At 72.1% G+C, this 25,421-nt stretch carries 24 protein-coding genes; 13 read left to right on the plus strand and 11 right to left on the minus strand.

The genetic code is table 11. The annotated features are described in order from the left end of the window. Positions 1-98 precede the first annotated feature (98 nt). Together J2S44_RS39600 and J2S44_RS39605 are read right to left on the minus strand one after the other, a co-directional pair. A complete protein-coding gene (locus J2S44_RS39600) occupies positions 99-1,112 on the minus strand; it encodes an alpha/beta fold hydrolase (RefSeq protein ID WP_310425295.1) in 1,014 nt (337 codons plus the stop codon). Between the two features lie 134 nt (positions 1,113-1,246). Beyond that, positions 1,247-2,218, minus strand: a complete 972-nt coding sequence (locus J2S44_RS39605; protein WP_310425297.1) for an aldo/keto reductase — start codon at positions 2,216-2,218, stop codon at positions 1,247-1,249. 160 nt (positions 2,219-2,378) lie between these two features. Here J2S44_RS39605 and J2S44_RS39610 point away from each other — a divergent pair, with 160 nt between their 5' ends. The 3 genes from J2S44_RS39610 (at position 2,379) to J2S44_RS39620 (ending at position 5,183) form a co-directional block, all read left to right on the plus strand. Continuing rightward, positions 2,379-2,984: a TetR/AcrR family transcriptional regulator gene (locus tag J2S44_RS39610; RefSeq protein ID WP_310428175.1), complete on the plus strand. Its 606-nt coding sequence runs from the start codon at positions 2,379-2,381 to the stop codon at positions 2,982-2,984. A 73-nt stretch (positions 2,985-3,057) separates the two neighbouring features. Then, positions 3,058-3,789, plus strand: coding sequence for a response regulator transcription factor (locus J2S44_RS39615; RefSeq protein ID WP_445343966.1), 732 nt, complete (start codon positions 3,058-3,060; stop codon positions 3,787-3,789). Next, on the plus strand, positions 3,786-5,183 hold the full coding sequence (locus J2S44_RS39620) for a HAMP domain-containing sensor histidine kinase (protein ID WP_310428180.1): 1,398 nt from the start codon (positions 3,786-3,788) through the stop codon (positions 5,181-5,183). The genes J2S44_RS39615 and J2S44_RS39620 overlap by 4 nt, the downstream gene beginning before the upstream one ends. 172 nt (positions 5,184-5,355) lie before the next feature. Here the strand turns inward: J2S44_RS39620 and J2S44_RS39625 are convergent, their stop codons facing one another. Next, a complete protein-coding gene (locus J2S44_RS39625; protein ID WP_310428183.1) occupies positions 5,356-5,556 on the minus strand; it encodes an MMPL family transporter in 201 nt (66 codons plus the stop codon). Further along, positions 5,547-5,813 (minus strand): MMPL family transporter, encoded by a 267-nt coding sequence (locus J2S44_RS39630; protein ID WP_310428185.1) that lies wholly within the window; start codon positions 5,811-5,813, stop codon positions 5,547-5,549. Before J2S44_RS39630 ends, J2S44_RS39625 begins: the two co-directional genes overlap by 10 nt. Positions 5,814-5,885: 72 nt before the next feature. Between J2S44_RS39630 and J2S44_RS39635 the strand changes: the two genes are divergently transcribed. After that, positions 5,886-6,014, plus strand: coding sequence for a hypothetical protein (locus tag J2S44_RS39635; protein ID WP_310428188.1), 129 nt, complete (start codon positions 5,886-5,888; stop codon positions 6,012-6,014). 223 nt (positions 6,015-6,237) lie between these two features. Beyond that, positions 6,238-7,164, plus strand: a complete 927-nt coding sequence (locus J2S44_RS39640) for a zinc-binding dehydrogenase (protein ID WP_310428191.1) — start codon at positions 6,238-6,240, stop codon at positions 7,162-7,164. A gap of 54 nt (positions 7,165-7,218) precedes the next feature. On the opposite strand, the gene J2S44_RS39645 is transcribed toward J2S44_RS39640, so the two are convergent. The 5 genes from J2S44_RS39645 to J2S44_RS39665 all read right to left on the minus strand — a co-directional run bounded on the left by J2S44_RS39645 (position 7,219) and on the right by J2S44_RS39665 (position 11,064). Next, entirely contained in the window at positions 7,219-7,935 is a 717-nt protein-coding gene (locus tag J2S44_RS39645) for an ABC transporter permease (protein WP_310428194.1), read from the minus strand. 10 nt (positions 7,936-7,945) lie between these two features. After that, positions 7,946-8,866: an ABC transporter ATP-binding protein gene (locus J2S44_RS39650; protein WP_310428197.1), complete on the minus strand. Its 921-nt coding sequence runs from the start codon at positions 8,864-8,866 to the stop codon at positions 7,946-7,948. 266 nt (positions 8,867-9,132) lie between these two features. Further along, positions 9,133-9,288 (minus strand): CDGSH iron-sulfur domain-containing protein, encoded by a 156-nt coding sequence (locus tag J2S44_RS39655; protein WP_310428199.1) that lies wholly within the window; start codon positions 9,286-9,288, stop codon positions 9,133-9,135. Next, entirely contained in the window at positions 9,281-9,607 is a 327-nt protein-coding gene (locus tag J2S44_RS39660; protein ID WP_310428202.1) for a GNAT family N-acetyltransferase, read from the minus strand. The genes J2S44_RS39655 and J2S44_RS39660 overlap by 8 nt, the downstream gene beginning before the upstream one ends. A gap of 242 nt (positions 9,608-9,849) precedes the next feature. Further along, on the minus strand, positions 9,850-11,064 hold the full coding sequence (locus tag J2S44_RS39665) for an MFS transporter (RefSeq protein WP_310428205.1): 1,215 nt from the start codon (positions 11,062-11,064) through the stop codon (positions 9,850-9,852). Positions 11,065-11,231: 167 nt separating this feature from the next. Here J2S44_RS39665 and J2S44_RS39670 point away from each other — a divergent pair, with 167 nt between their 5' ends. Beyond that, complete coding sequence (locus tag J2S44_RS39670) at positions 11,232-11,615, plus strand: hypothetical protein (RefSeq protein ID WP_310428209.1); 384 nt, start codon at positions 11,232-11,234, stop codon at positions 11,613-11,615. Positions 11,616-11,670: 55 nt separating this feature from the next. On the opposite strand, the gene J2S44_RS39675 is transcribed toward J2S44_RS39670, so the two are convergent. Next, positions 11,671-13,704, minus strand: coding sequence for an ATP-binding protein (locus tag J2S44_RS39675; RefSeq protein ID WP_310428213.1), 2,034 nt, complete (start codon positions 13,702-13,704; stop codon positions 11,671-11,673). Positions 13,705-13,895: 191 nt separating this feature from the next. On the opposite strand from J2S44_RS39675, the gene J2S44_RS39680 reads away from it, so the two are divergent. Together J2S44_RS39680 and J2S44_RS39685 are read left to right on the plus strand one after the other, a co-directional pair. Further along, positions 13,896-14,330 (plus strand): SRPBCC family protein, encoded by a 435-nt coding sequence (locus J2S44_RS39680; RefSeq protein WP_310428216.1) that lies wholly within the window; start codon positions 13,896-13,898, stop codon positions 14,328-14,330. Further along, positions 14,327-15,136, plus strand: coding sequence for an SDR family NAD(P)-dependent oxidoreductase (locus tag J2S44_RS39685; protein ID WP_310428220.1), 810 nt, complete (start codon positions 14,327-14,329; stop codon positions 15,134-15,136). The genes J2S44_RS39680 and J2S44_RS39685 overlap by 4 nt, the downstream gene beginning before the upstream one ends. A gap of 208 nt (positions 15,137-15,344) precedes the next feature. Here J2S44_RS39685 and aztA read toward each other — a convergent pair whose 3' ends face one another. After that, entirely contained in the window at positions 15,345-15,992 is a 648-nt protein-coding gene (gene aztA / locus J2S44_RS39690; RefSeq protein ID WP_310428223.1) for a zinc ABC transporter ATP-binding protein AztA, read from the minus strand. Positions 15,993-16,040: 48 nt separating this feature from the next. Between aztA and aztB the strand changes: the two genes are divergently transcribed. The 5 genes from aztB to J2S44_RS39715 all read left to right on the plus strand — a co-directional run bounded on the left by aztB (position 16,041) and on the right by J2S44_RS39715 (position 25,418). Continuing rightward, positions 16,041-16,892, plus strand: coding sequence for a zinc ABC transporter permease AztB (gene aztB / locus J2S44_RS39695; protein WP_310428226.1), 852 nt, complete (start codon positions 16,041-16,043; stop codon positions 16,890-16,892). Then, the gene (locus J2S44_RS39700; RefSeq protein WP_310428229.1) at positions 16,889-18,061 is read left to right on the plus strand and encodes a hypothetical protein; all 1,173 of its coding nucleotides are present in this window, start codon (positions 16,889-16,891) and stop codon (positions 18,059-18,061) included. The genes aztB and J2S44_RS39700 overlap by 4 nt, the downstream gene beginning before the upstream one ends. After that, positions 18,058-18,966: a zinc ABC transporter substrate-binding protein AztC gene (aztC, locus tag J2S44_RS39705; protein WP_310428231.1), complete on the plus strand. Its 909-nt coding sequence runs from the start codon at positions 18,058-18,060 to the stop codon at positions 18,964-18,966. The genes J2S44_RS39700 and aztC overlap by 4 nt, the downstream gene beginning before the upstream one ends. Before the next feature lie 76 nt (positions 18,967-19,042). After that, entirely contained in the window at positions 19,043-20,215 is a 1,173-nt protein-coding gene (gene aztD / locus J2S44_RS39710) for a zinc metallochaperone AztD (protein WP_310428234.1), read from the plus strand. 451 nt (positions 20,216-20,666) lie between these two features. Continuing rightward, complete coding sequence (locus J2S44_RS39715; protein WP_310428237.1) at positions 20,667-25,418, plus strand: RHS repeat-associated core domain-containing protein; 4,752 nt, start codon at positions 20,667-20,669, stop codon at positions 25,416-25,418. Positions 25,419-25,421 lie beyond the last annotated feature (3 nt).

Genomic DNA, 25,421 nt, shown 5'->3' on the forward strand with positions numbered 1-25,421 from the left:
AGCGAGCGTAGATCGTTCGCTCGGGTCCGAGCACCGGGGCGTGCGGCGCGAGGACCGCGTACGCCCCGGTGCTCGGGGGATGTCAGTGTGTCCGGTCGTCAGCGCAGGAACTCGAGGAGCATCGTGGTGAGCGCCCGCGGTCGTTCCTCGGTGAGCCAGTGACCGGTGTCCGCCATGACCTGAGTCTCGACATCGGCGGCGTAGCCCTGCCACTGTGTTCCCACGGCGCTGCCGAGGGCTTCCTCGCCGCCGACGGCCAGGACGGGCATCCGCAGCAGACCCGCCTCGCGGAACTTCTCGTTCTGGGCGATGTCCGTGTGCAGGGCCTGGTACATGTCCATCCACGCCCTGTAGCGGCCGGGCTCGCGGAGGTACCGGGCGTAGAACTCGTAGTCGCGGTCGTCGAAGGCGCCGTCCACCGCCAGGTACTGCTCGATGAATCCCTTGACCAGTTCGCGCTCGTGTCCACGGACCAGGTCCTGCGCGAAGTCCTTCTGGAAGAACCCGAGGTGCCACGTCGACAGCTCCCCCTCCGCGGGGAAGGCCGGGAACGTGTAGAGGGACCGGTCGGGGATGGGACCTTCCATCACGACCATCCGGCTGACCTCGTCGGGCCACATGGCGGCGTACGGGTAGGCGATCCACGCGCCGATGTCGTGGGCGACGATCTGGACGCCCTTGTGCAGCTTGAGCTGGGTGAGCAGCTCGTGTACGTCGTCGGCCAGCTGCGCCGTGTCGTAGCCCTCCTTCGGGACGGCGGAGTTACCGGTCCCGCGCAGGTCGACCGCGATCACGGTGTGGTCCTCGGCGAGTGCCTCGAGCTGCGGCTCCCACTCCGCGGAGGTCTGCGGGAAGCCGTGCAACAGCACCACCGGTGAGCCGCTGCCGCCGCGCATATAATGCATCCGGAACTCGTTGACCTGCGCGTACTTCGACGTGAAGCCGTCCGGCAGCCGGTAGGGCAGCCCGTTGGTGGTGCCCTGCGCGGTGGCCTGCTCCGGCCGGGGGTTCATGCCGGCGTTCGCCGGTACCAGGCCGGTCCCGGTCAGCACGGCGGCTGCGGTGACCGCGGCGACGGCGGTCCCGATCCGGACGGCCATTCTTCTTCTCATGGTTCTCTCCTGCAACGATCGGCCTCGAGTGGCCTGGTGAGATGAGCGGGGGCCGCCGGCGACGACCGCGACGGCATCCGCGATCGAGGGAGCGTCCCGGGTCGATGCCGGGATCGGCTCCGGGGACGGTCCACTCAGTGGTCGAGGGCGGCCATGTTGGCCTCGTCGTAGCGGTCGCCGGTGGCCGGCGTCAGGTTGTCCAGCCGGGCGATCTGGCCGGCGGTGAGGCTGATGCCGTCGGCGGCGGCGTTCTCCTCCAGCCGCTCGATGCGCGTGGTGCCGGGGATGGGGACGATGTCGTCGCCCTGGGCGAGCAGCCAGGCGAGGGCGACCTGCGCCGGCGTGGCCCCGGCCTCGGCGGCGACCGCGCGGACCTCGTCGACGATGCTCATGTTGCGTTCGAGGTTGCCGCCGGCGAAGCGTGGGTTGGTGCGGCGCCAGTCGTCGGCGTCGAGGTCGTCCAGCGTGCGGATGCCGCCGGTGAGGAAGCCCCGGCCGAGCGGGGAGTACGGGACGAGGCCCACACCGAGTTCGCGCAGGACCGGCAGCACCTCGGCCTCGGGGTCGCGGACCCACAGCGAGTACTCGGACTGCACCGCCGTGATCGGATGAACGGCATGCGCCCGCCGGATCGTCGCCGCCCCGGCCTCCGACAGTCCGATGTGGCGGATCTTGCCCTCGGCCACCAGCTCCGCCAGCGCGGCGACGGTCTCCTCGATCGGCGTGTCCCCGTCGCCCCAGTGCTGGTAGCAGAGATCCAGGTGGTCGGTGCCGAGGCGGCGCAGCGATCCCTCCACCGCGAGCCGGACGTTGGCCGGGGTGCTGTCGTTGCCCGTGCGGCCGGTGTGCGAGACGTGGCCGAACTTGGTCGCGAGCACGACCTCGTCCCGGCGTCCCCGAATGGCGCGGCCGACCAGTTCCTCGTTGACGAAGGGGCCGTACGCCTCGGCGGTGTCGAGGTGGGTGACGCCGAGGTCCAGGGCCCGCCGGATGGTGCGGATCGACTGTTCGTCACGCCGGCCGGCGCCGGTGTAGAAGGACGACATGCCCATGGCGCCCAGACCGATGCGGGAGGTCCGCAGCCCGCCGAGCGAGGTGGTTCTCATCGTGGTGATCCTCTTCCTGATGGGGGGCGCGACCCTTTAAGTTCCGGTCGGTCCAGAAAGACGCTAGCACATCCGGACCGATCGGGAGTAAAGTCGGCTGTGAGGAGCGAGACAGTTGGCCGCACCGGCCCGCCGACCCCGGATCGAGGAGGATGCCGTCATGAGTGGATCCCAGAGCACAGTGTTCGGTCGCCCGCGGGAGTTCGACGTCGACGAGGCACTGGAACGCGCCATGCAGGTGTTCTGGGCGCGGGGTTACGACGGCACCAGCCTCACGGACCTGACCGGCGCGATGGGGATCACCAAGTCGAGCATGTACGCCGCCTTCGGCAACAAGGAGCAGCTCTTCCGCAAGGCCGTGCAGCGCTACGCCGAGGGTCCGGCCTCCTACGCGACACGCGCGCTGCGGGAGCCCACCGCGCGCGCGGTGGCCGAGACCTTCCTCCGGGGAGCCGTCCGGACGACGACGTCGCCCGGCCGCCCCACGGGATGTCTGTCCGTCCAGGGTGCGCTGGCGTTGAGTGAGCAGAGCCGGCCGGCGCACGACGTGCTGGTCGGCTGGCGCGTCGATGCCGGTGACCAGCTCGAGGCGCGCTTCCGGCGCGCCGTCGAGGAGGGTGACCTCCCGGGCGACGCCGACCCGGGACGCCTCGCCCGATTCGTCATGACGACGGGATTCGGCATCGCCGTGCAGGCCGCGAACGGCTTCGGGCCCGACGTGCTCGACGAGATCGTCGACACGGCACTGCTCGCCTGGCCGGCGTGACCACGCCGCGCCCCTCTCGTCAGCCGCGATGCGAGGCGACGTTCTCATCCTCGCTTCAGGTTCACCGGGGAGGATGAGCGGCAAAGCATCGACTGGGAGGGGGCGGGCCGGCGTGCGGATTCTGATCGCGGATGACGACGGGGCCATCCGTGAGTCGCTGGAGCGGGTGCTCCTGGTCGAGGGGTACGACGTCAGCACCGTCGCCAACGGTCTCGCCGTGCTCGACGTGGTCGGTGGGCCGGACGGTGACGAGCTGGACCTGCTGATCCTCGACGTGATGATGCCTCGCCTCGGCGGGTTGGAGACCTGCCGGCGGTTGCGGGCGGCGGGCCGGGATCTGCCGGTGCTGATGCTGACCGCCCGGGACCAGGTCTCCGATCGGGTCGCGGGGCTGGACGCGGGCGCCGACGACTACCTGCCCAAGCCGTTCGCCACCGAGGAGTTGCTGGCCCGGGTCCGGGCCCTGCTGCGCCGCCGCGCGCCGGGCGACGATGACGCGCATCTCCTGACGTTCGCCGACGTCCGGCTCGATCCCGACAGGTTCGAGGCGTGGCGGGGCGGGCGGCCGCTCCACCTGACCCGGACCGAGTTCTCCCTGCTGGAGGTCCTCATGCGCAACGCGACCCGGGTGTTGACGCGCGACGCGCTGTTCGAGGCGATCTGGGGCTTCGACATGAGCACCACCGCCAACAATCTCCAGGTGTACGTGAGTTACCTGCGCCGCAAGACGGAGGCCGAGGGTGAGCCGCGACTGATCTACACGCTGCGCGGCTTCGGGTACACGTTGCGGGAGACCCCTCCGTGAGCGGTCCCGGCCGGGAACCGCGCCGGCCGGCCCGATGGTGGCGCCGGCTGTCCCTGCGGACCAGGCTGACGGTGATCGCGGCGACGGCCATCGCGGTCAGCGTGTTCCTGGCCTTCCAGGTGGCCAGCGAGCTGATGGACCGGGAGCTGCGGGACACCGCCGAGAACGAGCTGCGCGCCGACTCCCGCGTCCTGGCGGCGGCCGCGGAGCGCGCCGGTCCGGCGCGGGTCGAGCTGGCGCCGTATCCCGGAGCGGGCCGGCTGTCACGGGTCATCCTGGCCGACGGCTCGACCCGGACGCCGGCCGGCCAGCCCGCACTGCCCCCGGTCAGCGAGCACGCGCTGCGTGTGGCGCGGGGCGAGTCGGCCGACCTGATGGAGTCGGAGGACACCGACGACGACGGCTACCACGTCTACACGCTGCGGGCGGGCGACGGCGCGGTCCAGGTGGCCCGCGCCACCGACGACAGCCCGCTCAACCAGTTCGGGTTCGGCATGCTGCTGATCGGGCTGCTCTGCGTGGCCGGGGGCGCGCTCGTCGGGCGGACCGTGGCGCGGACCGGGCTGGCACCGATCGACCGGCTGACCGCCGCGGCGGTCCGTGTCGCGTACACCCGGGACATCGACGCGGACATCCCGGACGAGGGCGGTGGGGAGATCCGGCGGCTGATCCAGTCGATCAACGACATGCTCGCCGCGCTCCGCGACTCCCGGCGGGCTCAGCGGCTGCTCGCCGAGGACGCCGCGCACGAGCTCAAGACCCCGCTCACCAGCCTGCGCCTCAACGTCGAGCTGCTGATCCGGCTCGATCGGCGGGGCACCCTCGACACCGCCCTCTCGGCACGGAGCCGGACCCGGCTGCTCGACGATCTCGGCGCGCAGGTGGCCGAGTTGAGCACCCTCGTCGCCGAGCTGACCGATCTGGCGCGCGGTGACGTCAACGACGAGAGCACCGAGGCGCTCGACCTCGCGGACGTCGTGGTCGCGGCCGCGACCCGGGCGCGTTCCCGGGTGCCCGACATCGAGATCGCGCTCGACGTCACGCCCGTGTGGGTGAGCGGGCGTCCCGCCGCGCTCCAGCGGGCGGTGCTCAACCTCATCGACAACGCCGGCAAGTGGTCTCCCGCGGACCGCCCGGTCCAGGTCCGGCTCCGCGCCGAGGGCGCGTCGGCCGTGCTCGAGGTCGACGACGCCGGGCCCGGCATCGACGCCGCCGACGTGCCGAGGGTGTTCGACCGGTTCTACCGTGCCGACAGCGCCCGGGCGCTGCCCGGATCCGGCCTGGGGCTGTCGATCGTGCAGCGGGTCGTCGACGCCCACGGCGGCCGGGTCGCCGTCGCCCGGTCCGCCCGCGGCGGCGCGCTCCTGCGGGTCAGCCTTCCCGCCGCTACCTGACCAGCCCGCCCGGATCAGGCGGCCCACCGCCCGGGAGGGCACGGTGGCGCACTGACCCGCCGCGTCCATGCCGAGGTCCCGGCGTGCGGCACAACGGGCGCGCCGGCCGCGGTCGTGACGAAGATCCGGGACGGGCCTGAGCCCGTCCCGGATCTCGACGGTGCCGCCGCGCCTACCGTTGCAGCGCGGGCTCCTCGTCGTCCACGAGTGGCCGTTGATCGCCCGGCAGCTCCACCGGCCGGGACAGCCGGCTCGGCCACCACATCCGCCGGCCGAGCAGCAGCGTGAGGGCGGGCACCAGGACCGACCGCACCAGCAGGGCGTCGAGCAGCACGCCGAAGGCGACCAGGAAACCGACCTCGATCAGCAACACCAGCGGAAGTGTCGCGAGGACCGCGAGTTCTGCTCGTTGACCACGATGCCGAAGCCCTCGACGAGCAGGTGGACGGTCGCCATCGCGGTCAGGGCCGCCGCGCTCACGACCACCAGCGGGATCAACCACAACACCGGGCTGCGGTACGTGAGGATGAGCAGCAGCGTGACGACGACGACCGTGGTGAGGAAGACCTGCAGGTCGATGCCGTCGAAGACGGCGTCCATGTCGCCGTCGACCGCGGCCGGGCCGGTCACCTCGAGTTCCAGCCCGGCGGGGCGGTCCGTCGCGGCGTCACGCCGGCCGGAAGGGTGTCCACGGCTCGGTCGGTGGTGACCGAGCTCAACCTCCCGCTCAACGGCACCATGACCGCGGACAGCACCCACAACCCGATCACCGACCAGGGCACCCACCGGCCCGCCAACCGGCCGGCGCTTCCCTGGGCGGCGCTGCGTTGACCTTCATCAACAGCCTCCTGACGGCGTGCATCGATTGTCCGAGGCCAACTTCGTACCGAGCGAATCTGAGACGACCGTGAGAGACGGCGCTCGGCCGGACCCGCCCGGCGGGCGGTTGTCGGACGCCGGGAATCGAGGTATGCGTGGCAGTTGCCGTTCCTCGCGCGCGTGCAATGTGGTGGCACGGTGTCAGTCGCGGGGAAGGCGTCCGAGGAGGAGTGACATGCGTGCACTGATCGTCGATCACGGTCGTCCGTCCGGTGTCCGGCTGGCCGACGTGCCGACGCCGACGCCCGCCGCCGGTGAGGTGCTGGTCAGGGTGGGAGCGTTCGCGTTGAACAACGGCGATCTCGCCACCGCGGCCGGTCTGGCCGACGGGCGCGTACCCGGGTGGGAGGCGGCCGGTCACGTCGTGGCGGCGGCGGCCGACGGGTCCGGTCCGGCCGTCGGCACCCCGGTCACCACCTTCGGCCCGGACGGGGGCTGGGCCGAGTTCCGGGCGGTCGGGGTGGACATGCTCGGCACCGCCCCCGAGGGCGCGGATCTCGCGTCGCTCAGCACCGTTCCGGTGGCGGCCAACAGCGCGCTGCGCGCCCTGCGTACCGGGGGCGCGACGCTCGGGCGGCGGATCATGGTGACCGGAGCCACCGGTGGCGTCGGCCGGTACGCGGTCCAGCTCGCGCGGATGGGCGGCGCGCTGCCGATCGCGGTGACCAGGTCCGTGGAACGGTACGGCGACGAGCTGCGCGGCCTCGGAGCCGGTGTCGTGGTCGCCGACCCGGCCGACTACGACGGCACCGTCCACACCGTCGTCGACACCGTCGGTGGCGCACTGCTCGTCCGCGCGTTCGACCGGCTCGGCAACGGCGGCGTGCTCGTCGCGCTCGGGCATCTGGCCGTGGAGGAGGAGGCGTTCCCGCGCGGTGCGCTGATGGCCGACCCGGGGCGCAACAACCGGACCGTCGTCAGCTTCCACCAGTTCGACGGCACACCGTTGCCGCCGGACTTCACCTGGCTCGGCGAGCAGCTGGCGCGCGGCGCCCTGCGGCCGTCCATCTCCTGGCGCGGCTCATGGCAGCAGGCGGACGACGCGATCGAGGCCCTGCGTACCGGTGCCCTGCACGGTAAGGCCGTGGTCGTCACCGGCTGACGTGGCGCGGTCCTGAGCCCGTGCCCGGCACGCGGGTCAGGACCGCACCGTGCGTCACCGGCGGGGTTCCCAGCGGAACAGCCGCAGGGCGAGTACGGCGGCCAGCACGACCCAGCCGAGCGCCGGGACCAGCAGCGGCAGTGACCCGGTCAGCGGCACACCGCCGTTCCAGGCGTTGATGATCAGTTCGGCGGCGGCTCCGCCGGGCAGCGCCCGCTTCAGCGCGGCCAGGTCCTCCGTGCCGGTGATGCCCACCCAGGACGCGACGCCGATCGTGGTGAGGCTGATCGGCAGCGTGGTCACCTGGGCCTGCTCGGGTGAGCCGGTCAGGCCGGCGGTGGCCATCGCGAGCGCGAGCATCGTCAGGAACGCCAGCAGGATGGCCCCGGTCAGCAGCACCGGGTCGGCCGGGCCGCCGGTCACCGCGGCGAACACGCCGAGCACCGCGCCGACCTGGACCAGCGCGGTCACCGCGACCGGCAGCGTCAGGCCGGACAGGATCGCCGCGTCACCGGCCGTGGTGGAGCGCAGCCGCTTGAGGAACAGGTCCTGCCGGCGGGCGGCCAGCGTGGTCACCGCCGTGGTGTAGAGGCTGAACGCGGCGATCGTGAAGGCGAGCGTCGCCGCGACGTAGCCGGTGCCGCCGAGCGCGGTGAACGTGTCGCGGCGGTAGATGAAGAACGCGCTGACGGCCAGCGGCATGAGGGTGGAGATCAGCACGGCGCGGTTGCGGAAGATCTGCGTGAATTCGCTGTACGCGATGGGGTACATGACGACGCCTCTATCGGGTCGGTGCGGGGGTGGGGACCGGTTCGGTCTCGATGGACCGGAAGACGTCGTCGAGCCGGGTCGGTGCGGCGGACAGGTCCCGCAGGTCGACGTCGTGCGCGGCCGCCCAGTCGAGCAACAGCTTGAGATCGGCCTGCAACCGGAACGTCTCGGCCGCGTACGCCGTGCCGTCCGCCGCCCGGGCGCCGATCGGCGGGGGCGGGGTGCCGGGGGACAGCGAGAACCGGATCGACGCGGGCAGCTGCCGGGTCAGTTCGGACACCGTACCCTCGCGCCGGAGGGTTCCCCGGTGCATCAGCCCGATCCGGTCGGCGTACTGCTGGGCCTCCTCCAGGTAGTGCGTGGTCAGCACGACGGTGGAGCCGTGGCCGCGCAACTCGGACACGGCGGCCCAGAGCGCGTCCCGGGACTGGATGTCCAGCCCGGTGGTCGGCTCGTCGAGGAAGATCAGCTCCGGCCGGCCGTAGACGGCGGTGGCGAAGTCGAGCCGTCGCTTCTCACCGCCGGACAGCTGCCCCACCCGCACGTCGGCCTTGCGGGTGAGGTCGACGGTGCCGAGGACCCGGTCGACCGAGTCGGTGCGGCCGGAGAGCCGGCCGATGAGCCGGACGGACTCCGCGACGGTGAGATCGGCGGAGAATCCGCTCTCCTGCAGCATGATGCCCATCCGGGCGCGCACCGCCCGCCGGTCCGCCGGCGTCGTGCCGAAGACCCGCACGGTGCCCGACGACGGCTTCCGGTGCCCCTCGACGGTCTCCAGCGCGGAGGTCTTGCCGGCCCCGTTCGTGCCGAGCAACGCGTACAGCTCGCCCTGCTCGACCCGGAAGGACAGATCCTTGACCGCGTGGAAGTCGCCGTACGAGATGTTCAGCCGGTCGACGTCGATGACCGTACGCGATGATGTGTGTGCCATGTCGGACCTGCCTCTACGACCGGTCGCGGTCCCGATCCTCGTCATGGTTCTCGTCCTTCTCGATGCGCCGTCGGACGGCTGCGCTGGTGAACTCGTGCCGGTCGGTGCGGTCCGTCGTCGTTCGGCGACGGCGCCCGCCGGCACGGGCCGAGGAATCCCTCAACCGGTCCGCCGGCTCGTGGCCGGCGGGTGAGGTGAGTCGACACCGTGTGCCCGGCACACGGTCAACAACCGCGCGCCGCCGTGGCGGATCGCGCCGCGGGCGGTCAGCCGCGGCAGGTGTTGCCGCAGAACGGCCGCCGCACCGACCGGCCGCACGCGCACAGCGCCATCCGGGACTCCGGGCGCCCACCCCGGTCGACGAGCTGCGGACCGACCGTGATGCCGGCCCGGTGGTACGACGTCGGCACCGGGTCAGTCATCGGTCTCGCCCAGCACGGCCCGCCGCCGCTCGACGGCCCGGGTCAGGTCCTGGTACTCCGCGTGCGTGCGGATGAACTTCGCGAAGAACGGGCAGGCCGGCACCACCCGCAGCGCCCGGCCACGGACGTCGTCGAGCGCACCGCGGGCAAGGCGGCTGCCCAGACCGCGTCCCTCGTACTCGACCGCGACCTCGGTGTGGATGAAGACGATGCGCTGCCCTTCCCGGTAGTACACGGCGAAACCGGCGAGGTCACCGTCCACTGTGATCTCGTACCGGTGCTGGGCGGGGTTGTCGTACACGCTGATGGTGTCGCTCATCGGGTTTCCTCTCCTGGGGCTTCCCACCGCCGCGGGCGGGAAGCCTCGACGTGACCGGGCACTACCTCGATCCCGACGCAGTCTGCCCGCCGCACCCGTTTGCGGAACTCCCGGGCGGTGGGCCGCGAGCGGCCCGTCGCCCGAACGGGGCGCCGGGATTCCACCGTGTGTTCCCACCACCGGGTCAAGCGACGTGACGGCGGCGTACCCCGCGCGCCGGATCGTCGTCGGACCCCGGTCCGTCAGTCGCGCTCGACGCCGTCCGCGGGGGTCCCGGTGGTGGCCAGGCGCCGGCGGGTCGTCGCCCAGAGGAGCAGCGCGGTGAGCGTGACGCCGATCGCGGCTGACATGATCGCCGCCCAGCCGCCGGCGGCCCAGAGCGGGCCGGCGACGGCCGAGCCGACGGCGCCACCGAGGAAGTTGCTGACCACGACCGCGGTGTTCACCCGGCTGCGGGCCGGGCCGGCGAGCGCGAACAGCCGGGTCTGGCCGAGCAGCAGGACGGCCTGCACGGCGACGTCGAGCAGGACGACGGCGACGATCAGCACGATGATCGAATCCTGGCCGGCCCACGCGATCGTCAGGGACAGCGCGAGCAGGGCGAGCGCGGCACCGGTGGCGGCCACCGACCGGCCGCGGTCGTGCAGCGCGCCGGCCTGCCGCGCGGCGAGCGCGCCGGCGAGGCCGGCCAGCCCGACGAGTCCGATCCGGGTCACCGAGTAACCGAACGGCGGCGCGGTGAGCAGGAACGTCAGCGACGTCCAGAACAGCGAGAACACCGCGAAGCCGGCCGCGGAGATGAGCAGGGTCGGCGGCGCGGCGCGAAGCTGCCCGACGGTGGTGAAGACCGAGCGGAGCAGGCGCGGGTACGGGATGGGCTCGCGCGGTGCGAGCGCCGGGATGATGCCGTGGAGCACGGCGGCGGCGACCACGGTCGCACCGGCGGCGAGGAGGAAGATCGCCCGCCAGCCGAACAGGTCCGCGACGACGCCGCTGACGGTGCGGGACAGCAGGATGCCGACCAGTACCCCGGACGCGACGGTGCCGACGACGCTGCCCCGGCGGTCCGGTGCGGCCAGTTCGCTGGCCAGCGGGGTGAGCAGCTGCGCCCCGACGGTCGTCATCCCGAGCCCGCCGAGCGCGGCGAACAGCACCGGATATCCCGGTGACGCGGCCGCGGCCAGCAGCATCCCGGCCGACAGCAGCAGCATCAGCGGGACGAGGCGCCGCCGGTTGAGCACGTCGCCGAGCGGGACCAGCAGGAAGATGCCGGCGGCGTAGCCGACCTGGGTGACGGTCACGAGCGCGGCGGCCGCGGGGGAGGAGACGCCGAACGTGCCGGCGATCACCTCGATCAGCGGCTGTGCCCAGTAGAGGTTCCCGACCGCGAGCCCGGCGGCGACGGCGAAGACCGTCGTACGTACCGGCGTCATGTGGGGTGTTGCACTGAGCGTCATCACGCGTTTCTCTCGCCGGTGGGAGTGGTGCTGGGCAGGCGGGACCCACCCACCTTTCCCCGGCCGGTGGCCGATCATCCGGCGTTCCACGATCGTATCGGTGCCGGCCCGGTGCGCATGATCGCTACCATGGGCGCCGTCAGCCACGACGGGACAGGAGTTCCGGTATGAGCCTGAGCATCTCGGTGTGGGTGCCGGACGAGGACGCCTACGCCGGCCGGAGAGGCGTCGAGAACCCGCCGGGCGTCAACACCGGGGTGGGGGCCGAGAACTTCCGTTACACGCTCTGGGGGTCCGAGGCTGCGCGAAGCCTCGGTGCGACCCTTCTACCGCAACTCGCTGACATCACGGTGGAGAACCGCGGCAACCTGCAGGTCTCGCCCGAGCAACTCGACGCCTTCGCGCGGGAATGCCGGTTGCTGGAGGACAACGTCGATTATCTCTCCGAGCGGACGATCGGCGACAGCGACCGCATCCTCCACTACCTCGCCACCATGAAAGAGGCGGTACGTCGCGCCGAGGCGGTGGGCGGCGGCATCATCGTGTGGTAGGGATCTCGCTGTGCGCCCTCGGCCGGCCGGCCGCCGCGGATCACGAGGATCGGCGTCACCGGTCGCGGTGGGCGGCCATCTCCCGCAGCCACAGGCGCTCGGCGACCCGGTCCACCGCCCGGTTCAGGTGCCGCCGGTACGTGGTCATGGGCATCGTCAGCCGCGCCGCCGCGGCCTCCTGCGACGGCAGGCCCTCGAAGTAGGTGACCCGGAGCGTCTCGTACAGCCGCTGATGCGGTGACGACTCCGGGCCGATCTCCTCGACCGCCTCGGTGAGCAGCCGGTCCAGCGCGGTCGCCGGGTCGGGTGCCGGGTACTCACGGATCAGCCGGGTGCCGAGGAGGGGGTTCGCCGCCCCGCGGTCCGGATCGTGCCGCCGGCGCAGGGCGTCGCGGACCGCGGCGTCGAAACCGGACCGGGACAGCACGGTGTAGCCGTCGGGCGCCGTACCGTCCGGTTCCGGCCGGCTGCCGAACAGATCCTCGGCGCCGACGCCGTCCAGCCAGCCGGCCAGCGGCCGGGCCCGCCAGTCGTGGCCGTAGAGCGCGCCCTGCGGCAGCTTCGTCACCAGATCGTGCTGCGAGTACCGCATCAGCTCGTCCCAGGACGGGTCCGACCAGAGCGTGTAGCTCCAGGCCGGCCGGGCCGCGGTGAGGTACGTGCCGACGAGCCGCTGAAGCACCAGATCCATGATCTCCGACGGCCGCTGGTACGTGACCGGGTCGACGATGAACCGGGCGATCCCGATGTGCTCCTCCTCGCGCAACGGCGCGGTGGCGTCGGTGTGCGCCCAGGCCGCGGCGGTGACCGGGTCGGTGGAGGCGAGCCGTTCGTCCGCGGTCCCCAGCCGCAGCAGGGTGAGGAACCCGACCGGCTCGTCCGTGCCGGCCCGGCGGTGCACGTGGAAGGCGTCCGGTTGATGCCGCAGCCAGTGCGCGACCAGCTCGGCGGACTCCGGGCCGTCCACCCGGCCGGTCATGTCGATCAGCGCCGCGTGGTCCCCCGCACGCAGCCGGGTCTCGGCGACCCCACCGCGTCCGGTGAAACGGTAGTAGCGCCGCTTGATCCGGCCGTTGCGGTGCAGGTAGTTGACCGCGTCGACCCGGTGCAGCAGCGATCCCGGCGCGGCCGCCTGCACCTCGCGGACCAGGTGCGCCAGCATGCCGCGGTGCATCGCCTGATACGTCACCGGATCGCGCCACCGCAGGTCGGTGTCGAGGACGTCGCGGACCATGTCGTGCGGCCGCAGACCGTCGCGCCCCTCCTCGATGTACGGCTGATCGCGGAGCCATTCGAAGATCGGTGCGGTGTCCTGGCCGGGCAGGGCCGCGCGCAGCAGCGCCTCGGTGGTTCCACGCGCGTGCGCGCAGATGTGCAACGCCTGGCGGTGCGCCGGTGACGGCACCTCCTCGACCAGCCGGCGCAGCAGCGCGGACGTGAGGTCCTGCGACGGCTGCCAGGCGCCCTCACGGACGGCCACCTCGGCGGCGAGCGACAGCGCGAGCGGGTGGCCGTTGGCGTAGGCCACCAGGTCCGGCTGCTGTTCCGCGGCGACGCCCCGGGCGCGGAGCAGCTCGGCCGACTCCGCCGCGGTGAGCGCGCCGACCGGCAGCACCCGGACCAACGGGCCCCAGCCGGGGTCGGTGCGCCAGCCGAGATCCAACGGCCGCCGGCCGGCCACCGCGATGACCGTCCGGTCGGGCAGCCGGGGCAGGAAGCGGTCCCGGAGCCAGCCTTCGAGCCCCTGGCAGTGCTCGAAGGCGTCGATCAGCAGGACCGGCAGCTCGGCGGCGAACACGCCGGCGGCCTCGGACTCGAACGCGGCGGTGCCGCCGATGACGGCCTTGCCGTCGACCTCGACCGCGGTGCGTCCCCGGGTGACCGCCAGGTCCGCGAAGCGGCGCAGCAACGCGGACTTGCCGATTCCCGCGGGCCCGTGGAGATACAGCAGCACGGGCGCGTCGGGCAGCCCGTCGAGGGCGTCACCGAACGCGCGCAGGTGGTCGTGCCGGCCGATGAACGTCGTGCGCCGGGTCTCTCTGAGCCGGTCCGCGAGACGGCGGTTCGGCGCTTCGGCGGGGACTGGCACGCCGGCCATCGTATGCCGGTTCCGGGACGACCCGGTCGCCGGTGGCGGTGGGTGGACGGGATCCGGCGGTGGATCGGAGGTGGAACGGCCCGGATCGGTGGTGTTCCGGACTGGGCCGCGGCCGCCCGGTCCCGAAGTCTTGATGTCGCACGGCCGTGATCGGTGCGTGCGACACGAGCACAGGGAGTGACATGAGCAGGGCCTACGTCAGCACCGTCGTCCCCGGGGAGGCCGGGCGGGTCTGGGCGGTGATCCGCGACTTCGGCGGGCTCGCCGGCTGGCACCCGGGGATCGCCCGCAGCGACATCGCCACCGGCGACCCGGCCGCGGTCGGCGCGGTCCGTGTGGTGCGGTTCGCCGCCGCGGACATCGGCACCGAGGAAAGGCTGGTGACGCTCGACGACGCCGGGCGGACCATGGGCTACGAGGTCGCCGAGCACCCGTTCCCGGCGCGCCGGATCACCGCGGTGATCCGGGTCAGCCCGGTGACCGACAGCGGTGCGGCGTTCGTCGAGTGGTGGGCCGACGTCGACGTCGACGCCGCCGACGAATCGGACAGCGTCGGCTTCGTGACCGACCTCTACGGCGCCGGCCTGGCCGCGCTGCGGGAGCGGTTCGCGGCATGAGCACCCCACACGGCAACGACATCGACGGCACGGTGCCCGCGAACGGCCCGCTGACCGGCCGGACCGCCCTGGTGACCGGCGGCGGCCGCGGTATCGGGGCGGAGATCAGCCGCGGACTGGCCCGGGCCGGCGCCCGGGTCGCGCTGCTCGGCAACGGCCTGGAGCATCTCACCCGGCTCGCCGGTGAGCTCCCGCACGACCCGATCGTGGTGCGGGCCGACCTGTCCCGGCCCGAGGCGCCCGAGGCGGCGCTGCGGGAGGTGACGGACCGGTTCGGGCGGCTCGACATCCTGGTCAACAACGCCGGCTTCGGTACCTTCGGGCCGAGCGACGAGGTGACCCCGGAGATGTACGACGACTTCATGGCCGTCAACCTGCGGGCGCCCCTGCTGCTGGCCGGGCAGGCCGCGCGGCACATGGCCGACCACGGCGGCGGAAGCATCGTCCACATCTCGTCCGGCATCGGGGCGTCCGGCAACACCGGATGGGTCCTCTACTCCGCCGCCAAGGGTGGCATGGAGGCCGCCGCCCGCACCCTCACCGCGGAGTGGGGCCCGCACAACGTCCGCTTCAACACGGTGCGTCCCGCCGTCATCCGTACCTCGGCGGCCTGGCCACCGCCGGGCTGGGACGAGGCGGCCTATCTGCGCTCCGTGCCGCTGCGCCGGATGCAGGAGGCCACCGACGTGGCCGACGCCGTGCTGTTCCTGGCCGGCGACTCGGCACGCAACATCAGCGGCGCGTTCGTCGACGTCGACGGCGGCTGGGGCGCTGTCAAACCGTCGGTCGTCGGCGCCGACGCCTGACAACCTTCCGGGGGGTACGCACGGCAGGGTCACCCCTGCCGTGCGGAGGCGCACACCATGCCGGTCCCGTAGAGGGCCCCGAAGTCGAACACCCGGCTTGAGCGGTAACTGCGACTGCGGCACGTGCGGCCGCCGCCCGCGGTCCGGGTGAGGGCCGGGGCCCGGACGGGCGCGGGCCGTCCGGCAGGACCGCTCGCTGGCGCCTCGCCTAGCGTCCGGCCGGCGGGTTCGGGGTGGCGGTGCCGAGGGTGAGGGTGTGCGCGGCGAGGGATGCCTCGTCGTGGTCGTGGCTGGCGATGATGACGGCCGCGCCGGCCCGGACCCGGTCGCGGAGCAGGTCGTGGACGTGCCGGCGGGTGCGGGTGTCGAGCGCTGCGGTGGGCTCGTCGAGGACGTAGACGTCGGCCTGCTGGACGAACGCCTGGGCGAGCAGGGTGCGCTGGCGCTGGCCGCCGGACAGTTCCCGCAGGCGGCGCCGGGCCAGGTGGGCGATCTCCAGCCGGTCCATCACGTCGGCCGTCGCGGCCCGGTCCTGCCGGGTGCGGCGGGGCAGCAGCCGGGACGGCGTGAACGTGCCGATCCGCACGCACTCGGCGACGGTGAGCGGGAGCGCGTCGATGTCGCCGGTGCGTTGCGGCAGCAGGGCGACGCGGGTGGCCGGGGCTCGCCGGACGACGCCCTCCGACGGCCGGACGACGCCGGCGAGCAGGTGCAGCAGCGTGCTCTTGCCGGAGCCGTTCGGGCCGGTCACGGCGAGCATCGAGGCGGGCTCGACCCGCAGGTTCACGCCGTGCAGCACGGGCGTGCCGGCGTACCGGAAGCCGAGGTTCTCGGCGGTCAGTGGTGCGGTACCCAACGGAACCCCTTAACGATAACGATTTTCAATCCTAGTATACTAGGCCCGGTGATCTCGTCATTGCTCGAGCCGTTCACCGTCTCCTTCGTCCTGCGCGCCCTGGCCGGCGGCGTTCTGCTGGCCGCCGTCTGTGCCCTGGTCGGGGTGTGGGTGATCGCCCGCGGGATGACGTTCCTCGGCGAGGCGATGAGCCACGGCATGCTGCCCGGCGTCGCGGTCGCGTCGATCCTCGGCGGCAACCTCGTCGCCGGGGCCGCGGTGAGCGCGCTCGCCATGGTGGCCGGGGTCAACGCACTGCGCGACAGCCGCGAGTTCGGCCGCGACACCAGCATCGGGCTGCTGTTCGTCGGCATGCTCTCGGTCGGCGTGATCGTGGTGTCGCACTCGCGCTCGTTCGCCACCGACCTGACCGCGTTCCTCTTCGGTGACGTGCTGGCGATCCGGCAGGCCGACCTCGTGCTGCTCGCCGGGGCGGGCGTCGTGGTGGCGGTGGTGTCGCTGGTGTTCCACCGGCCGTTCCTGGCGCTGACGTTCGACCCGCGCAAGGCCCGCACGCTCGGCCTGCGGCCCGGACTGACCAACGCCGTGATGATGATCATGCTGACCGTGACGATGGCGGTCGCGTTCAGCGTGGTCGGCACGCTGCTGGCCTTCGGGATGCTCATCGCGCCGTCCGCCGCGGCGATGCTGGTCGCCCGGCGACTGCTGGCGGTGATGCTGACCAGCTTCGCGATCGGCGCGACCGCCACGGTCGCCGGCCTGTGGATCTCCTGGTTCGCCGCGACCGCCGCCAGCGCCACGATCGCGGCCGTCGCCGTCGCGATCTTCTTCCTCGTCCTCGCCGCCCGCCGCGTCGCCGACGGCGTGCTGCGGCGCCACTCCCCGAAAGGAGCTTTGTGATCACGCACAGATTCGCCGGCGTCGCCGCGCTGAGCCTGGCGCTGGCCGTCTCGGCCTGTGCCTCCGGGCAACAGACCGAGGAACCACCGCACGGGTACGTCGCCGGCGCCGAGGAACTGCCGGAGGCACAGTCCGCGATCGCCTACGCGGCCCGGGACTCGAGGCAGCTGAGCCTGCTCGACCTCGCGACCGCACAGGAGAAGCAGGTCGGGCTCTCCGTCGGCGCGCAGCAGCTCACCGAGGACGGCCGGTTCGTCTACGTCGGTGACGGCGACCGCACGCTGGAGATCGTCGATGCCGGCGTGTGGACCGTCGACCACGCCGACCACGTCCACTACTACCGGGCGCCGGCCACCGCGCTCGGCACCGTGACCGTCGACGCCCCGATCGTGTCCGTGACCGGGTTCGAGGCGCACACCACGGTCGGCACCGCGGACGGCCGGATCCGCGTCCTCGACCGGCACCGGCTGGCGGAGGGCGCGGTCGCGGAGCTGGCCACGATCGACTCCGGGAGCGCGACCGCGCTGGCCGTGCCGTACGCCGGGCAGCTGCTGGTCGCCGTCGGCGACGCCCGGGACCGGCCCGCGAACCGCATCGTGGCGATGGGCGCCGACGGCCGGGAGACCGGCGCGCTGCGGGTGCCGTGCGCGGCGCCGCGCGGTGGGGTGGTGCTGCGCGGCGGCGCGGTCATCGCCTGCGAGGACTCCCTGATCCGGGTACGGCACGACCGGGACGCGCTGACGGCCACGGTCCTCGACTCGCCCGCCGGGCCGGTCGCGCCGGGCGGCTTCGGGTTCCGCCCGCGCAGCAACGAGGCGGCCGTGGCCGACCGTGGCGGCATCTGGTCGGTCAACGCCTCCAAGGTCACCCTCAGGCACCTGCCCGCGGGCGGCCGCGAGCTCGTCGCCGCCGCCTCGCCCGCGGACGGCGACACCGTCCTCGCGCTCGATGCCGCCGGCACGCTGATCAGCTACGACCTGGAGACGGGCGAGCCGCTGGCGGAGGCCCTGCTGCGGGCCACGACGCTCACCGTCGACGTCAACCGGGCCTACCTGGCCGCGCCGCAGACACGGGTGATCCACGAGATCGACTACCGCGACGGGCTGCGTACCGCCCGTACGCTCGCCGCCTCGCAGCAGCCGGACCTGGCCGTGGAGGTGGGCCGGTGAGAAGGCTGACCGCCGCCCTGGCCGTCACGGCCGCGATCCTGACCGGCGGCACCGCGTGCGCCGTCGGCGGCGCACCGCGCATCGTGGTGACCACCAACATCCTCGGCGACGTCGTCGGGCAGATAGCCGGCGATCAGGCCGAGGTCACCGTGCTGATGAAGGCGGGCGCCGACCCGCACTCGTTCGGGATCTCGGCCCGGGAGGCGCACGCGATGCAGAGCGCCGACCTGGTCGTCTACAACGGCCTGGGGCTCGAGGAGGGCGTGCTGAAACACGTCGACTCGGCCCGGTCCGAGGGCGTCGCGGCCGTCGAGGTGGGCGCGCGGGCCGAGCCGATGGACTACCGGGACGGCGACGCGGCGGGCCTGCCCGACCCGCACTTCTGGACCGACCCGGCCCGGATGAGCGCGGCGGTGCGGCTGCTCGCCGACGAGATCATCACCCACGTGGACGGCGTGGACGCCGCGGTCGTGCGCGCGCGGGCCGAGGCGTACGCGACGCAGGTGGACGAGCTGGACGCGGAGCTCGCGGCGCGGTTCGCGCGGATCCCGGCGGAGCGCCGGGTCCTGGTCACCAACCATCACGTGTTCGGCTACCTCGCCGACCGCTACGACCTCGAGGTGGTCGGCGCGGTCCTGCCGAGCGGCACGACGCTCGCCTCGCCGAGCGCGTCCGACCTGGCGTCGCTGGTCGCCGCGATCGAGGAGCACCGGGTGCCGGCGATATTCGCCGACACCGCGCAGCCCGCCCGGCTGGCGGAGGTGCTGGCCGCGGAGGCCGGCGTGACCGTGCGGGTGGTCGGGCTGTACTCGGAGTCGCTCGGCGAGCCCGACGGCGACGCCGCGACGTACCTGGCGATGATGCGGTTCAACGCCGACGCGATCATCGGCGGCCTGTCCGGCTAGACCCCCCGGTTCCGTACCCGGGCCTCGCCTGTACCTTTAATGAAAATGATTGTCGTTTTAGCTAGAGGAGTTCGCAGTGAATCGACGTAAGGTCCGCGGTGTGGCCGTCCTGGCCGCCGGCTCGCTGGCGCTGGCCGCCTGCGCCAACCAGGCGGCGTCCACGCCGGCCGCCGCGCCGCCCTCCGCCGGCGTCACCGAGCCCGTCACCATCACCTACGACGGCGGCATCCTCGTCCTCGACGGCCGGACGCTGACGGTCGCGCACGACATCCCGCTGGACGGGTTCAACCGGGTCAACCCGGCCGGTGACGCCGGCAGCGTCTTCGTCTCCACCGCCGACGGCTTCCGGGTCCTCGACGCCGCCGCCGGCCGGCTGACCGACGTCACCTATCCCGGTGCGAAGCCCGGCCACGTCGTCCGGCACGGCGAGCGCACCATCCTGTTCACCGACGGCACCGGCGAGGTCAACAGCTTCGACCCGAAGGACCTGGCCGCCGGCAAGCCGCAGGGCCGCCGGTACACGGCCGCCGCCCCGCACCACGGCGTGGCCGTCGAGCTCGCCGACGGCACCCTGATCGTCACCCTCGGCACCGAGGAGTCCCGGACCGGCGCGATCGCGCTCGACGCCGGCGGCAAGGAGATCGCCCGCAACGAGCAGTGCCCCGGCGTGCACGGCGAGGCCGTCGCCCGGGGTGACGTCGTCGGGCTCGGCTGCGAGGACGGTGTCCTGCTGTACAAGAACGGCGCGTTCGTCAAGGTGCAGAGCGAGCTGGAGTACAGCCGGATCGGCAACCAGGCCGGCAGTGACGCCTCCCCGGTCCTGCTCGGCGACTACAAGATCGAGCCGGACGCCGAACTGGAGCGGCCGGAGAACTTCTCGCTGATCGACACCACGACGGACAAGCTCACCGTGGTGCCGATGCCGAAGGGCGTCAGCTACACCTTCCGCTCGCTGAACCGCGGCCCGGACGGCGAGGGCCTGATCCTCGGCACCGACGGCAACCTGCACGTCATCGACCCGGCCACCGGGAAGATCACGAACTCGTGGCCGGTCGTCGCGGCCTGGGAGGAGCCGCTGGAGTGGCAGCAGCCGCGCCCGGCGATATTCGTCCGCGGGGCCACCGCCTACATCACCGAGCCGGCCACCAACGAGGTGCACCAGCTGGACCTGACCACCGGCAAGGTCGTCACCTCCGCTACCCTGGAGGCGACCCCGAACGAGATCAGCGGCCCCGTCGCGGGCCACTGACCCGGTCCCGGCGGCGGGCCCGTACACCGGGCCCGCCGCCGGGTCGTGCGCCGGGGGCCGCCGCCGGGCCGGTCGTCCACCTCGGTGCCGCCGCCCTTCGAAGGCTCGTCGAGCCGGGCTGCCTCCGATCGATCTATCCGATTTTCCGCTGCTCTGCTCGTCTGTCGGGTGATTCGGTCCGATTCGTCGCGTACATCAATCGATCACCATGAGTAATTATGTCTGTGACGTGGAGCACATTAACGGACGTCGAAACAAGGTTTGAAAAATCTACTCGTGAGCACGCCTAGCGGTTGATCAAAGTGCGTCCGCCCCGACGGTCCGCAGCGTGATCACCGCTCGCATTCGGGGTCGCGGCCGGCCGTGGACGCCACCAAGAATGAGCCCGTCCACGGTGGACGAGTACGGGCTAACAGTAGGGAAGCCTGCGATGAGTCATGCCCTTTTCAGGGTGAGCAAGAGGCAGCTGAGCGTCGCTCTGGCTGCCGTGACGGTGGCCGGATCCGTTCCGGTGCTGGCCACCTCCGCAGCTGCCGCGCCGGTTCGGGCGGAGGCGGCCCGGCCGGCGGCTGCGGACTGTGGTGCACAGCCGGACGAGTGGCAGGCGATGTCCGCCGCGCTGCTGTGCGGCACGCCGGTCGAGAACCTGGCGGCCCGCAGCGAGACCGGCGAGACCGTCGCCAATCCGGACGGCACCTGGACCGCGAAGATCTACGCGGGTCAGGTGCGGATGCGGGACGACAGGGGCACGCTCGTCACGATCGACACCACGCTGCGGGCCGCCGCCGACGGCTCCGTCGCGCCGGTCGCGCACCCGGGTGGCCTGAGGCTGTCCGGCGCGGCGGGGGAGGGCCGGCACGAGTTGCTGAGCATCGACGTGGGCGGTGAACGGGTCAGCCTCGGCTGGACCGGCCGGCTGCCCGCGCCGTCGCTGGACGGCAGCCGGGCCACGTACGCGGAGATCCGTCCCGGTGTCGACCTGGTGGTCCAGGCCGACCGTACCGGCGTGGAGCAGTTCTTCGTGGTCAAGAACCGGGAGGCGGCCGCGGCCGTCACCGACATCGCGGTGCCGATCACCGCGGACGGCCTGACCATCGCCAAGGACGGCGACGGCGGCCTGCTGTTCAAGGAGAAGGACGTCGTGGTCGGCACCTCGCCGACGCCGGAGATGTGGGACTCCTCGATCGACCCGGCGACCGGCGGCCCGAAGCGGATCGCGAAGGTGCCCGCGGAACAGAGCATCCCGTCGGCCGGCCGGGCCACCGTCGCGCTGCGTCCGGACCGCTCGTTCTTCGCCGACCCGGCGACCGTCTACCCGGTCGTCGTCGACCCGCAGATCAACCCGCTGGGTGTCGCCTTCGACACCTACGTCCGGGAGGGTGAGTCGGTCGACCGGTCCGGCGCCAACGACCTGCAGTCCGGCCTGACGTCCGGCGACCGGACGCGCTCGTTCGTGCAGTGGGACACCAGCCGGCTCGTCGGCCGGCAGGTCACCTCGGCGACGATCAACCTCTACAACTGGTACTCGCAGTCCTGCACCGCCGCACAGTGGGAGGTGTGGACCACCGGCGCGGCCAGCTCGGCGACCCGCTGGAGCAACCAGCCCGCCTGGCAGACCAGGGAGGTCACCAGCACCGCGACCAAGGGCCACAGCTCCTCCTGCGCCGACGGCTGGGTGTCGGTCAACGGCACCTCGTTCATCCAGCGTGCCGTGAACGCCGGCCAGAACCGCGCGCACATGGGCATCCGCGCGACGGACGAGACCTCGATCAACAGCATCGGCTTCAAGCAGTTCCGGTCCAGCCAGCCGGCCGAGCCGGAACAGCAGGGGCAGCAGCCGTACGCGGTGGTCAACTACAACAGCTACCCGAACGCCCTGGACCCGCTGAAGTTGCAGCCCGGTGACGCCGCGGAGACCGGCACCCGTACCCCGGTGATGAAGGGTGTCTTCAGCGACGCCGACGCGGGCACCGGTCGCGTCGACTTCGAGGTCTACGACCGCACCGGCGCGACCCTGCTGACCAACGGGTCGGGCGGCACGGTCAGCAACGGCAGCGAGTCCAGCTGGACCGTGCCGAAGGACAAGCTCAACGCGAACACCACGTACCGGTGGCGGGCCCGCGGCCACGACGGGTCGCTGGCCGGGCCGTGGTCGGAGTGGCGGTTCATGACGACCTCGGACGGTTCGCCGGCCGGTGACCAGAGCCGCTTCTCCTTCCAGGAGCAGAAGCTCACCGACAGGCTGGAGCTGAAGGCCAACGTCGCCAACGGCAACCTGCTGCTCAAGGCCACCGACCTGCAGGTTCGCGGCACCGGCACCGATCTCGCGCTGGAGCGCTACTACAACTCCCGCTCCACCGCGGTCTCCGCGCTCGGCAAGGGCTGGTCGCTGGGCACCGGGCAGGACGTCTCGCTCAGCTTCTCCAAGGCCGACCACGCCACGGCCGACATCACCTACCGCGCGCCGAGCGGCTTCACCGCGACGTTCGTCAACGACGGCGCCGGTGCCTGGCGCACACCGCCGGCCATCGACGCGAAGCTGACCCGGAACACCGACACCGGCGAGCTGCGGCTGAAGTTCGACAAGAGCGAGGGCAGCTTCTACTTCGCCGACTCCACCGGCCGTCTGCTGCGCAGCGTCGACAAGAACGACAACAAGATCACCTTCGGGTACGACGCGGCCGGCAACGTCACCACGATCACCGACACCCAGGACCGGGTCGTGCGGCTCGCCTACTCCGGCAGCCGGCTCGCCACGATCACCGACTCGATCGGACGGGTGGTCCGGTTCACCTACAACTCCGCGCAGGACCTGGAGACGGTGACCGACACCGCCAACGGCGTCACCCGCTTCGACTACACCGCCGACCGGCTGTCGAAGATCACCACGGGCGAGGGCCGGGTGGTCAACCTCGGGTACGAGGCGGACACCTCCCGCATGCTCGACTTCTACGAGCAGACCAATCCCGGTGGCACGCCGGCCCAGGCGCGCCACGTCTTCACGTACTACACCGGGAAGACCGAGGTGACCGACCCCAACGGCTCGGCCACGTCGTCCACCACGGACGGGATCACGACCCACACCTACGAGACGCGGGACCGGGTGACCGAGGTCAAGGACGCGCTCGGGCACAAGCGGTCCAAGAAGTACAACGCGAACGACAACGTGGAGAGCACCACCGACGCGCTGACCAACACCACCACGTTCGGCTACGACGTCAACACGAACAACCTGACGTCGGTCGGCATCGCGACCGGTGCGAAGTCCACGATGGACTACGGCAACTCGTCCCACCCGCACTCGGTCTCCGAGCAGACCGACCCGCAGGGCAACACCCTCAGCTACTCCTACGACGCGGCGGGGAACAAGACCGGCGCGGAGAGCTCGCAGTACCCGGGCCGGAAGATCGACGAGTCGGACTACAACGACGACGGCACGGTCAACTGGCGCGAGGACGCCAAGGACGTCCGCACGCACTACACCTACGACGCCAAGGGCAACCTCACCGAGGTGGACAACCCGGCGCCGCTCGGCGACGTCACCGTCGTGCCGGACCAGGTGTCCCGGATGAGCGAGCAGACGGACGGCAAGGGGCAGAAGACCGTCTACGAGTACGACCCGCTGGACCGGATCGACAAGATCACGTTCGCCGACGGCTCGGTGGTCGACTACGCCTACGACCGGGACGGCAACCTCACCCAGATCACCGACCCGACCGGGCCGACCACGCTGACCTACGACCGGTTCGGCCGGATGACCGGCAAGACCGCGCCGAACGCGACGCCGATCGGCTACACCTACGACGCCAACGGCAACCTGAAGACGTTCACCGACGGCGGCGGCACGGTGACCTACGCGTACAACGCGGTCAACCTGGTCACCTCGGTCACCGAGCCGGGCGCGTCCGGGCCGATCACCATGTCCTACGACGACAACAACCGGCGCACGTTCCTCTACCTGCCGACCACGCCACGGATCACCGTGCAGATGACGTACGACAAGTCCGGCCGGCAGGAGTCGATCGTCGCGACGAACGACTCCACCAAGGCGAAGCTGACGTCGTTCACGTACGACTACAGCAAGTCGGGGGCGGACACCGCGGTGCGCCAGTCGATGACCGACCTGTCCGGCACGACGAACTACTCCTACGACAAGCTCAACCGGCTCACCGGGGCGTCCGGGGCGATCTCGCGCAGCTACGGCCACGACGAGAACTTCAACCGCACGTCCAAGACGGAGAGCGGCACGGACACGTCGTACAGCTACAACGACGCGCACCAGCTGACCAAGGCCGGCTCGACCACCTACTCCTACGACGCCAACGGCAACACCACCGGCTCGTCGTCCGGCTGGGCGTTCGACTACAACGCGGTCAACAACCAGACCACGTCGATCACCGCACCGGGCGGGAACCCGCTGTCGCCGCTGACCTACGGCGGTGCCGACCAGACCGAACGCCGTACCGTCGGTAACGTCGGCTACGGCACCTCGGCGCTCGGCGTGTCCTCGGCCACGTCGCAGATCGGCGCGGAGGTCCCGGTGCTGCCGAACTCGGTGCACCCCGCGCCGGGAACGTCGCACCACTACACCCGGGACAACAGCGGCGGCCTGCTCGGTTTGCGCACCGGCAACGAGCGGTACTACTACCTCCTCGACGGGCTCGGATCGGTGGTGGCCTTGGTGAACAGCAACGCCCTCAAGGTCAACAGCTACAGCTACGACCCGTACGGCATCCAGCTGTCCGCCACCCAGAAGATCGCCAACCCGTGGCGGTACGCGTCCGGCTACTTCGACGGCGGCACCGGCCTCACCAAGTTCGGCGCCCGCTACTACGACCCGGCGCTCGGCCGCTTCACCCAGCGCGACCCGAGCGGTCAGGACCTGCCGTACACGTACGGCTCCGCGGACCCGGTCAACCACACCGACCCGACCGGTCTCGTCAGCGAGGGCGAGTCGGACGACGCCATGGGCGTGCTGTTCGGCGGGCTGGCGGCGATCGGCGTCACCGCGCTCACGCTGTCCCTGGGCGGAGCGCCGATCCTCGCCGGCGCGCTGGCCGGATGTGCCGCCGGCGCGGTGGGTTCGTTCGCCTCCCAGCACGGCAACGTCAGCGCCGGCGGCCTCGCCCTCAACTGCGGCGTCGGCGCGGTCATCGGCCTCGCCGGCGGCGTGTTCCTTCCGAAGGCATTCCGGAGCTTCTGACGA

This window comes from Catenuloplanes niger (genome assembly GCF_031458255.1).
Taxonomy (GTDB): Bacteria; Actinomycetota; Actinomycetes; order Mycobacteriales; family Micromonosporaceae; genus Catenuloplanes; species Catenuloplanes niger.

What these genes read in the sequence shown, in the direction of transcription:
- J2S44_RS39600 (WP_310425295.1), bottom strand. Translation starts at nt 1,112, where the DNA reads ATGAGAAGAAGAATGGCCGTCCGGATCGGGACCGCCGTCGCCGCGGTC.
- J2S44_RS39605 (WP_310425297.1), bottom strand. Translation starts at nt 2,218, where the DNA reads ATGAGAACCACCTCGCTCGGCGGGCTGCGGACCTCCCGCATCGGTCTG.
- J2S44_RS39610 (WP_310428175.1), top strand. Translation starts at nt 2,379, where the DNA reads ATGAGTGGATCCCAGAGCACAGTGTTCGGTCGCCCGCGGGAGTTCGAC.
- J2S44_RS39615 (WP_445343966.1), top strand. Translation starts at nt 3,058, where the DNA reads ATGAGCGGCAAAGCATCGACTGGGAGGGGGCGGGCCGGCGTGCGGATT.
- J2S44_RS39640 (WP_310428191.1), top strand. Translation starts at nt 6,238, where the DNA reads ATGCGTGCACTGATCGTCGATCACGGTCGTCCGTCCGGTGTCCGGCTG.
- J2S44_RS39645 (WP_310428194.1), bottom strand. Translation starts at nt 7,935, where the DNA reads ATGTACCCCATCGCGTACAGCGAATTCACGCAGATCTTCCGCAACCGC.
- J2S44_RS39650 (WP_310428197.1), bottom strand. Translation starts at nt 8,866, where the DNA reads ATGGCACACACATCATCGCGTACGGTCATCGACGTCGACCGGCTGAAC.
- J2S44_RS39655 (WP_310428199.1), bottom strand. Translation starts at nt 9,288, where the DNA reads ATGACTGACCCGGTGCCGACGTCGTACCACCGGGCCGGCATCACGGTC.
- J2S44_RS39660 (WP_310428202.1), bottom strand. Translation starts at nt 9,607, where the DNA reads ATGAGCGACACCATCAGCGTGTACGACAACCCCGCCCAGCACCGGTAC.
- J2S44_RS39665 (WP_310428205.1), bottom strand. Translation starts at nt 11,064, where the DNA reads ATGACGCTCAGTGCAACACCCCACATGACGCCGGTACGTACGACGGTC.
- J2S44_RS39670 (WP_310428209.1), top strand. Translation starts at nt 11,232, where the DNA reads ATGAGCCTGAGCATCTCGGTGTGGGTGCCGGACGAGGACGCCTACGCC.
- J2S44_RS39680 (WP_310428216.1), top strand. Translation starts at nt 13,896, where the DNA reads ATGAGCAGGGCCTACGTCAGCACCGTCGTCCCCGGGGAGGCCGGGCGG.
- J2S44_RS39685 (WP_310428220.1), top strand. Translation starts at nt 14,327, where the DNA reads ATGAGCACCCCACACGGCAACGACATCGACGGCACGGTGCCCGCGAAC.